This window comes from Pseudomonas sp. NPDC087615 (assembly GCF_044743445.1).
GTDB classification, from domain to species: domain Bacteria; phylum Pseudomonadota; class Gammaproteobacteria; order Pseudomonadales; family Pseudomonadaceae; genus Aquipseudomonas; species Aquipseudomonas baetica_A.
Genome location: NZ_JBIUWM010000099.1, coordinates 1 through 9,422 on the forward strand (window position 1 = coordinate 1; position 9,422 = coordinate 9,422).

The following is a 9,422-nucleotide window of genomic DNA, read 5'->3' on the forward strand; positions in this document are numbered from 1 at the left end:
AATGCAGTTTCACCCGGTCTGTACCCGTTGTCCCCATTTCGGCAATTGTCTGTCCGACCTTGACCTGCTGTCCCTCCCGAACCAACAGCCGACGGTTGTGACCGTAAGCACTTACGTAGGTTTCGCTGTGTTTGATGATGACTAATTCGCCGTAGCCCCTTAAGCCACTCCCGGCGTATACAACCGTCCCATCAGACGCAGCTAAAACAGGCTGTCCCAAATCCCCGGCGATATCAATTCCTTTATTCAAACTACCGTTTGAAGAGAATTTTCCAATCAAGATGCCATTAGATGGCCACCCCCAGCCGGTAGGGGCCGGACCCGCTGGAGGCAGTGGAGCGGGCGCTGACTTACTGGCGACGGACGGTACAGCGCCCGTAGAACCGGTGGTTGTAGTGGTTGTCGTGCCATTTGCCTGGCGCCGGATTACCGTGGTTTTACTCGACGATGAAGGCGAAGAACTGGAGTTGCTCACCACCGCCGTGGACGTTGAACCGGTGCGGCCATCAAAGCGAATTGTCTGACCTGGGTGGATCGTGTACGGCGTAGGAATATTGTTCCGAGCCGCGAGGGCTTTGTAGTCCCAGCCGTAGCGAAACGCGATGGAGAACAAGGTGTCCCCCTTTCGGACTACATACTGCCCAGTCGTCACTGTAGGACGCTGAGCGACCGCGTTGCGATCAACGACTCGAACATTGCTCGATTTGGTGCTGGAGCAACCCACTAGCAAGGTGCTCAAGACAAGGCCAGTCACCAGGCGCTGAAAGCTCGTGTTACCCATACGCTGCGCAATGACTGTGAGACTCACCCGCCGCTCCCTTTGTGGTGGCTGAAAAATTTGAAATGCCGGCTTTCGGCATGAAGTGCTGCCAGTATAACGGGCCGAATCAGCTTTACCTTTAATGTAGCGAAACGGCTTCGCGCACACGTTTGCAAGCTGACAACCTGCTGCGTTTAAACCCTTGCCGCCGAAGTAAGACCAAAGCGAACGAAAGGAATTCAGCGCCTTTGAATATATGCTCAGGCCAGAGGCCCATTGAGCAAAGGCACGAATCGCACAGCACCCAAAACGTGTCGGGAAAAGCCGTGCTCTTCTCGCACGATCAGCATCAGCTGCTGCACTTCGCCCGAGCCCACCGGAATCACCAGGCGTCCGCCCGGAGCCAACTGATCGAGCAACGCTTGCGGCACGTCGGTGGCCACGGCGGTGACGATGATGCCGTTGTACGGCGCCAGTGCCGGCCAGCCTTCCCAACCATCGCCCCAACGGAACACCACGTTGCGCAAGTTCAGTTCAACCAGACGTTCCTTGGCGCGATCCTGCAAAACCTTGATTCGCTCAACCGAGAACACCCGCTCCACCAGTTGCGACAACACGGCCGTCTGGTAACCGGAGCCGGTGCCAATCTCCAACACCTTGTCCAGCGGCCCGGCCTCCAGCAGCAGCTCGCTCATGCGCGCCACCATATAAGGCTGGGAGATGGTCTGGTTGTGGCCGATCGGCAGCGCGGTGTCTTCATAAGCGCGGTGCGCCAACGCTTCGTCCACGAACAGATGACGCGGCGTGCGCCGGATCACTTCCAGCACCTTAGCGTTGGACACACCCTCTTCGTACAAGCGCTGAATCAGACGCTCGCGCGTACGCTGGGAAGTCATGCCGATGCCGCTACGCATTCTGTCTTCGTGTTCACGAGCCATCAGCGCAGTCCCTCCAGCCAGCCGTCGAGCCCTCTGAAGGCATCGTTGAAGGTGCGATCAAGCTGCAACGGAGTAATCGAGACATAGCCCTGCATCACTGCATGGAAATCAGTCCCGGGGCCGCCGTCTTCAGCATCGCCGGCGGCGGCAATCCAGTAACCGGACTTGCCGCGCGGATCGACCACTTTCATTGGCGCCGCCGCCCGGGCGCGATGGCCGAGTCGGGTCAACTGAATGCCTCGAATATGATCAATCGGCAGATTGGGAATGTTCACGTTGAGCACCGTGCGCGGCGGCAGATCGAGCCCGGCGTGGGCCTCGACCAGCTTGCGCGCAAAGTAGGCCGCCGTAGGAAGATTATCCACCTGACGTGAGACCAGCGAAAAGGCGAACGAAGGGCGCTCGAGGAACCTGCCTTCAAGGGCTGCCGCCACTGTCCCGGAATACAACACGTCATCGCCGAGATTGGCGCCGAGGTTGATACCGGAAACCACCATATCCGGTTCGCGCTCCAGCAAACCATTGAGGCCCAGGTGCACGCAGTCGGTCGGTGTGCCATTGAGGCTGATGAAGCCATTGGCCAGGTATTGCGGATGCAATGGACGGTCGAGCGTCAGCGAACTGCTGGCGCCGCTTTTGTCCTGCTCCGGGGCGATAACCACGCATTCGGTGTAATCCGCCAGCGCAGCATAAAGCGCGGCGAGACCGGGTGCGGTTACCCCATCGTCGTTAGAAATCAGAATACGCATGGGCTGTCCGTCTGCCCCACCGGCACCAGATCAACGAGTTCGCGCACCAATACGGTGGCGAAGCATCCGGCCGGGAGGACGAATTCCAGTTGCAGAATGTCAGACTGGGGATAATGCCACGTCAACCCGCCAATGGGCAGTCGCAGGATGCGACGTTCGTGGCTCATGCCGGCGTGAATCAACCAATCACGCAGTTCTGCTTCACGGGCGGCAATCCCCTGTTCCAGATCATGGACAGCGCCAGCGGTCGGAGCGTCACCTTCGCCCCACTGCGGGCCGGTCGGATGCAGATCGAGAATCGCCAGACGCGGATCGCTGCACTCGGCTTCACCGGCCGGGAAAAAGCTGCGGCTATCGGTGAACGCCAACAGATCGCCGACCAGCGCGCGCTGCCAGGTGCCATCAGCGACCCGCGCCGCCAGCACCTGATTGAACAGAAAACTGCGCGCCGTCGACAGCAGGCGCGAACGCACATTTCGCTGCTCTGGCAAAGCCTTGCGCGCCGCCCATGCACGCGCATCGACGACGTTGCCACCGTCATGGCCGAAACGCTGGGCGCCGAAATAATTGGGGATACCCTGTTGGGCGATCAGTTGCAGGCGCTCTTCAATGGCCGCCTTGTCGCCAGCGAACTGGGTCAGACGCAGCGTGAAACCATTGGCCGAATGCGCACCACGTTGCAGCTTGCGCTTATGGCGGGTGGTCTTGAGGATCTTCAGCGTGTCGTTTTCCGCCGCCGACAGATCCGGGTCAGCCTTGCCCGGCAGTTGCACGCTGAACCACTGACGGGTCAGCGCCTGGCGATCCTTGAGCCCGGCGTAACTGACGGTGCGCAACGGGACGCCGGCAGCCTTGGCGATACGCCGTGCGGCCTCTTCAGTGTTCAGACCACGTTTTTCGACCCAGATCCACAGGTGTTCGCCATCGCCGCTGAACGGGATGTCGAGCACCTCATCGACCTGGAAGTCTTCCGCGATGGCTTTCAGTACCGCAGTGCCGAGGGGTTCGCCATAGGCCCGCGGGCCGAGCAATTGCAGTTCATTCATGCGCGCAGCAACAAGGCAACGGAGTGTACGGCGATGCCTTCTTCGCGACCGACAAAGCCAAGCTTTTCGGTGGTGGTAGCTTTCACGTTCACTTGATCCAACTCAACTTGAAGATCCGCAGCGATCAGCGCGCGCATCGATTCGATATGCGGGGCCATTTTCGGCGCCTGGGCGACGATGGTGTTGTCGACATTGCCGACTTTCCAGCCTTTGGCGTGGATCAGCCCGACCACATGACGCAGCAATGCGCGACTGTCGGCGCCCTTGAACTGCGGGTCGGTGTCCGGAAAGTGTTTGCCGATATCACCCAGCGCAGCTGCGCCGAGCAAGGCATCGCTCAAGGCGTGCAGCAGGACGTCACCGTCGGAATGAGCGAGCAGCCCGAAGCCGTGTGCAATCTGCACGCCGCCCAGAGTAATGAAATCGCCTTCAGCGAAACGGTGCACATCATAGCCGTGGCCAATACGCATAAAAAAACGCCCCGATTTTTGTCAGGGCGTGATTCTACCTGCATTAACCGCGCAGAGCGCGTGCGTGATGCTGCAAGTGGTCGTCTATGAAGCTTGAGATGAAGAAATAACTGTGGTCGTAGCCCGGTTGCAGGCGCAACGTCAGCGGATGGTTCGCTTGTTTTGCCGTTTGTTGCAGGGCTTCGGGTTTAAGCTGGGTGGCAAGGAAGTCATCCCGATCACCTTGATCAACCAGCAGCGGCAGCTTTTCGTTGGCTTCGGCGATCAGTGCGCAGGCATCCCATTCTTTCCACTTCGAACGGTCTTCACCCAAATAGCGCGAAAACGCCTTCTGCCCCCACGGGCAATCCATTGGGTTGTTGATCGGCGAGAACGCCGACACCGATTGATAACGCCCTGGATTGCGCAACGCACATACGAGCGCGCCGTGGCCTCCCATGGAGTGACCGCTGATGCTGCGCTTATCGGACGCCGGAAAATGCGCTTCAACCAGTGAAGGCAATTCCTGCACGACATAGTCATGCATCCGATAGTGCCGCGACCACGGTTCCTGCGTGGCATTGAGATAAAACCCGGCACCGAGGCCGAAGTCCCACGCGCCATCCGGATCGCCCGGTACATCCGGGCCACGGGGGCTGGTATCCGGCGCCACGATAATCAAGCCAAGCTCGGCAGCCATGCGCATGGCGCCGGCCTTGTGCATGAAGTTCTCATCGGTGCAGGTCAGGCCCGACAACCAGTACAGCACCGGCAGCTTGCCGCCCTGCTCGGCCTGCGGCGGCAGATACACGGCAAACACCATCTCACAGCCCAGCACGTCGGAGCGGTGGCGATAGCGCTTGTGCCAGCCACCGAAGCTTTTCTGACAGGAAATGTTTTCCAGACTCATGGGATTCTCCCAGCTGCAAGCGGCAAGCTCCGAGCCTTAAGAAAAGGCAAAAGCCCCCTTTACTTGCGGCTTGAAGCTTGTCGCTTGGGGCTGCTTTTAGAAATGAATGACGGTACGAATGCTCTTGCCTTCATGCATCAGGTCGAATGCCTTGTTGATATCTTCCAGGCCCATGGTGTGGGTGATGAACGTATCCAGCGGAATTTCACCGCTTTGGGCCATGTCAACGTAGCTTGGCAGCTCGGTGCGACCACGCACGCCACCGAACGCCGAACCGCGCCAGACGCGCCCGGTCACCAATTGGAATGGACGAGTGGAGATTTCCTGGCCAGCACCGGCCACGCCGATGATCACCGATTCCCCCCAACCCTTGTGGCAGCATTCAAGCGCTGCGCGCATCAATTGCACGTTGCCGATACATTCGAAAGAGAAGTCCACGCCACCGTCGGTCATGTCGACGATCACTTCCTGGATCGGACGATCGAAGTCTTTCGGGTTAACGCAATCGGTGGCGCCCAACTGCTTGGCGATCTCGAACTTGGCCGGGTTGATGTCGATGGCGATGATGCGTGCTGCCTTGGCTTTCACAGCACCGATGACCGCCGACAGCCCAATGCCGCCGAGACCGAAGATCGCTACGGTGTCACCCGGCTTGACCTTGGCGGTGTTGATCACGGCGCCGATACCGGTGGTGACGCCACAGCCCAGCAGGCAAACCTTCTCCAATGGCGCGTCCTTAGCGATCTTGGCCACGGAGATTTCCGGCAGCACGGTGTATTCGGAAAAGGTCGAAGTCCCCATGTAGTGGAAAATCGTTTCGCCTTTGTAGGAAAAGCGCGAAGTGCCGTCCGGCATCAAACCTTTGCCCTGGGTGGCACGAATCGCCTGACACAGGTTGGTCTTGCCCGACTTGCAGAATTTGCACTGGCCGCATTCCGGGGTGTACAGCGGGATCACATGATCGCCAACGGCAACGGAGGTCACACCTTCGCCGATCGCTTCAACGATCGCGCCGCCTTCGTGACCGAGGATCGATGGAAAGATGCCTTCCGGATCGGCACCGGACAGGGTGTAAGCGTCAGTGTGGCAAACACCGGAAGCCACCACGCGCAGCAACACTTCACCCGCCTTGGGCATGGCGACATCGACTTCTACGATTTCCAGCGGCTTCTTGGCCTCGAAGGCAACGGCGGCGCGCGACTTGATCATGCTGACTCTCCAGTGAATAAAAACGAGACACGCAGTGTAGTTCAGCGCCAACTGATGAATAATCAGGACAAAAGCAAAACATTATTGCCACACAGGGATAATCCCGATGACCGATAACCGCTGGGAAGGCATCGATGAATTCGTCGCCGTTGCCGAATGCAGCCAATTCACCGCCGCTGCCGAACGCCTTGGCGTTTCTTCCTCGCACATCAGTCGACAAATCGTACGACTGGAAGAGCGTTTACAGACACGTTTGCTTTACCGCAGCACTCGTCGAGTGGCACTGACCGAGGCTGGCCAAACCTTTCTGCAACACTGCCAACGCTTGCAGGACGGGCGAGAAGAAGCTTTGCGCGCGGTCGGCGATCTGACCAGTGAACCCAAAGGCATGCTGCGCATGACCTGTGCTGTGGCGTACGGCGAACGCTTTATCGTGCCGCTGGTGACGAGATTCATGGGGCATTACCCACAACTGCGCGTCGACATCGAACTGAGCAATCGCCAACTCGATCTGGTGCATGAGGGCTTGGATCTGGCGATTCGTCTGGGCCGGTTGCAGGACTCGCGACTGGTCGCTGCTCGCTTGGCGCCACGGCGCATGTATCTGTGTGCGTCGCCGTCCTACCTGGAAAGGTATGGCCGCCCACACAGTTTGTCGGAACTGAGCCGGCACAATTGCCTGATCGGCAGCTCGGATATCTGGCAACTGGAACAGAACGGTCGGGAATTTTCCCAACGGGTACAGGGAAACTGGCGCTGCAACAGCGGGCAAGCGGTGCTGGATGCGGCGCTGCAAGGGGTCGGTCTGTGTCAATTACCGGACTATTACGTGCTGGAGCATCTGCACAGCGGGGCTTTGATTTCATTGCTGGAGGCCCATCAACCGCCGAATACCGCGGTGTGGGCGCTGTATCCGCAGCAGCGGCACCTATCGCCGAAAGTGCGCAAACTGGTGGATTTCTTGAAGGAGGGGCTGGCCGAGCGGCCTGAGTATCGCAGCTGAGGGACGGGTTGTTTATGCGGCCGCCTTCGCGAGCAGCCAGGCTCCACAGGATTCAGCGGCGATTGGCCCAACGCTGACGCAGCCATTCCAGATCTTCCGGCCGGGTAACTTTGAGGTTATCCGCACGCCCCTCGATCAGACGCGGCGCCAGACCAGCCCACTCCATCGCCGAGGCCTCATCGGTAATCACTGCATCAGCGACCAGACTGTCCGCCAACGCCCGGTGCAGCGCACCAAGCCGAAACATCTGTGGCGTATAGGCCTGCCAGATCACACTGCGATCAACGGTTTCGACAACACGACCATGCTTGTCGACCCGTTTGAGCGTGTCGCGCGCAGGCACCGCCAGCAAACCACCCACCGGGTCAGCGGCCAGTTCGGCAAGCAACTTGTCGAGGTCATCACGGCTCAGGTTAGGCCGTGCCGCATCGTGCACCAGCACCCAATCGTCATCGTCGGCACCCTGCGCATTCAGATGCAGCAAGGCATTGAGCACTGAGCCCGAACGCTCGGCCCCGCCATCTACCCGCTGAATACGCGGATCGTTGACGCAAGCAAGGTTCGGCCAATAAGGATCATCAACAGCAAGACTGACCACCAACCCCATGAGGCTCGGGTGATCAAGGAAACAGCCGAGGCTGTGTTCGAGAATTGTGCGCCCGTCCAGTTGCAGGTATTGCTTGGGACGGTCCGCGGCCATTCGGGCACCCACGCCCGCGGCAGGAATCACGGCCCAGAAGGCCGGCAGGGAATCGCTCATTGGGCCAACTGATAAAGGGTTTCGCCGTCCTTGACCATGCCCAGTTCATGGCGAGCTCGTTCCTCAACGGTCTCCATGCCTTTTTTCAGCTCACTGACCTCAGCGTCCATCACCCGGTTGCGCTCCAGCAGGCCTTCGTTCTCGGCGTGCTGATCAGCAATCTGCTGATTCAGTTCGGCGACCTGCGCCAGACTGCCATCGCCCACCCACAGACGGTACTGCAGACCGGCCAGTAGCAAGAGCAACACTAGAAACAACCAGTAGGGACTGCGCATCGAATATCAGGTATCCAGTGAAAAAAGACAGCCATGCAAAATTTGAAACGTCTGATAGCACGAAGCCTGGAAGAACCAGGCTTGTGCTTTCAAGGCATCAGATTAGTGGCAAATCCATCGCTGTCACGACTTTTCCGACACAATCCGGTGTCCTTCTATCAGTTTTCGCTTAACCGCGGAATTCGCTACGACCGTTGTACTTGGCTTTGCCATTCAACTGCTCTTCGATACGCAGCAGTTGGTTGTACTTGGAAACGCGGTCGGAACGGCACAGCGAACCGGTCTTGATCTGGCCAGCCGAGGTGCCCACAGCCAGGTCGGCAATGGTCGAATCTTCGGTTTCGCCCGAGCGGTGCGAGATCACGGCGGTGTAACCGGCAGCCTTGGCCATCTGGATGGCTTCCAGGGTTTCGGTCAGCGTGCCGATCTGGTTGAACTTGATCAGGATCGAGTTGGCGATCTTTTTATCGATGCCTTCTTTCAGGATCTTGGTATTGGTCACAAACAGGTCGTCGCCAACCAGTTGAACCTTCTCGCCGATCTTGTCGGTGAGGATCTTCCAGCCAGCCCAGTCGGACTCGTCCAGACCGTCTTCGATCGAGATGATCGGGTAACGTTCGCTCAGACCTTTGAGGTAGTCGGCGAAACCTTCCGCGGTGAACACCTGACCTTCGCCGGACAGGTTGTACTTGCCGTCTTCGTAGAATTCGCTGGCCGCGCAGTCCAGTGCCAGGGTCACGTCGGTGCCCAGCTTGTAACCGGCGTTGGCCACCGCTTCGGAGATCACTTTCAAAGCGTCTTCATTGGACGCCAGGTTCGGTGCGAAACCGCCTTCGTCGCCAACAGCGGTGCTCAGGCCACGGGCCTTCAGCACAGCTTTGAGGTGATGGAAAATCTCTGTGCCCATGCGCAGACCTTCCGAGAAAGACTTGGCGCCAACTGGCTGAACCATGAATTCCTGGATGTCGACGTTGTTATCGGCGTGCTCGCCGCCGTTGATGATGTTCATCATCGGCACTGGCATCGAGTACACACCCGGAGTGCCGTTCAGGTTAGCGATGTGAGCGTACAGCGGCAGATCCTGATCCTGTGCAGCAGCCTTGGCCGCAGCCAGGGACACGGCGAGGATGGCGTTGGCGCCCAGGGTCGCTTTGTTTTCGGTACCGTCGAGCTTGATCATCGCGTGATCCAGGGCTTTCTGGTCGCTTGGGTCGGTGCCCAGCAGCAGATCGCGGATCGGACCGTTGATGTTGGCTACCGCTTTGAGCACGCCCTTGCCCAGGTAACGGGTCTTGTCGCCATCACGCCGCTCGGGCGCTTCTC

11 protein-coding genes are annotated in these 9,422 nt (G+C 59.0%); 1 reads left to right on the forward strand and 10 read right to left on the reverse strand.

Annotated features, from left to right (window positions below; genetic code table 11):
• From ACIOU6_RS27050 to ACIOU6_RS27080, 7 genes are all read right to left on the reverse strand, one after another.
• Positions 1-808: peptidoglycan DD-metalloendopeptidase family protein (locus ACIOU6_RS27050; RefSeq protein WP_401139754.1), on the reverse strand; the 808-nt coding region annotated here is incomplete at its 3' end.
• A 212-nt stretch (positions 809-1,020) separates the two neighbouring features.
• Positions 1,021-1,656, reverse strand: coding sequence for a protein-L-isoaspartate(D-aspartate) O-methyltransferase (locus ACIOU6_RS27055; protein WP_221732520.1), 636 nt, complete (start codon positions 1,654-1,656; stop codon positions 1,021-1,023).
• 41 nt (positions 1,657-1,697) lie between these two features.
• Positions 1,698-2,447 (reverse strand): 5'/3'-nucleotidase SurE, encoded by a 750-nt coding sequence (surE, locus tag ACIOU6_RS27060; RefSeq protein WP_221732465.1) that lies wholly within the window; start codon positions 2,445-2,447, stop codon positions 1,698-1,700.
• Positions 2,435-3,493 carry a tRNA pseudouridine(13) synthase TruD gene (gene truD, locus ACIOU6_RS27065; RefSeq protein WP_401139757.1) on the reverse strand — a complete coding sequence of 353 codons (1,059 nt, stop codon included), beginning with the start codon at positions 3,491-3,493 and terminating at the stop codon, positions 2,435-2,437. Before truD ends, surE begins: the two co-directional genes overlap by 13 nt.
• Positions 3,490-3,963, reverse strand: a complete 474-nt coding sequence (gene ispF, locus ACIOU6_RS27070; protein WP_221732463.1) for a 2-C-methyl-D-erythritol 2,4-cyclodiphosphate synthase — start codon at positions 3,961-3,963, stop codon at positions 3,490-3,492. The genes truD and ispF overlap by 4 nt, the downstream gene beginning before the upstream one ends.
• 43 nt (positions 3,964-4,006) lie before the next feature.
• The gene (fghA, locus tag ACIOU6_RS27075) at positions 4,007-4,852 is read right to left on the reverse strand and encodes an S-formylglutathione hydrolase (RefSeq protein WP_401139760.1); all 846 of its coding nucleotides are present in this window, start codon (positions 4,850-4,852) and stop codon (positions 4,007-4,009) included.
• A gap of 96 nt (positions 4,853-4,948) precedes the next feature.
• Positions 4,949-6,061, reverse strand: a complete 1,113-nt coding sequence (locus tag ACIOU6_RS27080; RefSeq protein WP_047291898.1) for an S-(hydroxymethyl)glutathione dehydrogenase/class III alcohol dehydrogenase — start codon at positions 6,059-6,061, stop codon at positions 4,949-4,951.
• 106 nt (positions 6,062-6,167) lie between these two features.
• On the opposite strand from ACIOU6_RS27080, the gene ACIOU6_RS27085 reads away from it, so the two are divergent.
• On the forward strand, positions 6,168-7,064 hold the full coding sequence (locus ACIOU6_RS27085) for a LysR substrate-binding domain-containing protein (RefSeq protein ID WP_221732460.1): 897 nt from the start codon (positions 6,168-6,170) through the stop codon (positions 7,062-7,064).
• A 52-nt stretch (positions 7,065-7,116) separates the two neighbouring features.
• Here the strand turns inward: ACIOU6_RS27085 and ispD are convergent, their stop codons facing one another.
• The 3 genes from ispD to eno form a co-directional block, all read right to left on the reverse strand.
• Positions 7,117-7,824, reverse strand: coding sequence for a 2-C-methyl-D-erythritol 4-phosphate cytidylyltransferase (gene ispD, locus ACIOU6_RS27090; RefSeq protein ID WP_221732459.1), 708 nt, complete (start codon positions 7,822-7,824; stop codon positions 7,117-7,119).
• Positions 7,821-8,099, reverse strand: coding sequence for a cell division protein FtsB (gene ftsB, locus ACIOU6_RS27095; protein ID WP_221732458.1), 279 nt, complete (start codon positions 8,097-8,099; stop codon positions 7,821-7,823). Before ftsB ends, ispD begins: the two co-directional genes overlap by 4 nt.
• Positions 8,100-8,268: 169 nt before the next feature.
• A partial coding sequence (gene eno, locus ACIOU6_RS27100) for a phosphopyruvate hydratase (RefSeq protein WP_401139765.1) occupies positions 8,269-9,422 on the reverse strand: 1,154 nt, incomplete at its 5' end.

Excerpts from the sequence above, each read along its gene's own strand:
- ACIOU6_RS27055 (WP_221732520.1), bottom strand. The coding sequence starts at position 1,656 with ATGACTTCCCAGCGTACGCGCGAGCGTCTGATTCAGCGCTTGTACGAA.
- surE (WP_221732465.1), bottom strand. The coding sequence starts at position 2,447 with ATGCGTATTCTGATTTCTAACGACGATGGGGTAACCGCACCCGGTCTC.
- truD (WP_401139757.1), bottom strand. The coding sequence starts at position 3,493 with ATGAATGAACTGCAATTGCTCGGCCCGCGGGCCTATGGCGAACCCCTC.
- ispF (WP_221732463.1), bottom strand. The coding sequence starts at position 3,963 with ATGCGTATTGGCCACGGCTATGATGTGCACCGTTTCGCTGAAGGCGAT.
- fghA (WP_401139760.1), bottom strand. The coding sequence starts at position 4,852 with ATGAGTCTGGAAAACATTTCCTGTCAGAAAAGCTTCGGTGGCTGGCAC.
- ACIOU6_RS27080 (WP_047291898.1), bottom strand. The coding sequence starts at position 6,061 with ATGATCAAGTCGCGCGCCGCCGTTGCCTTCGAGGCCAAGAAGCCGCTG.
- ACIOU6_RS27085 (WP_221732460.1), top strand. The coding sequence starts at position 6,168 with ATGACCGATAACCGCTGGGAAGGCATCGATGAATTCGTCGCCGTTGCC.
- ispD (WP_221732459.1), bottom strand. The coding sequence starts at position 7,824 with ATGAGCGATTCCCTGCCGGCCTTCTGGGCCGTGATTCCTGCCGCGGGC.
- ftsB (WP_221732458.1), bottom strand. The coding sequence starts at position 8,099 with ATGCGCAGTCCCTACTGGTTGTTTCTAGTGTTGCTCTTGCTACTGGCC.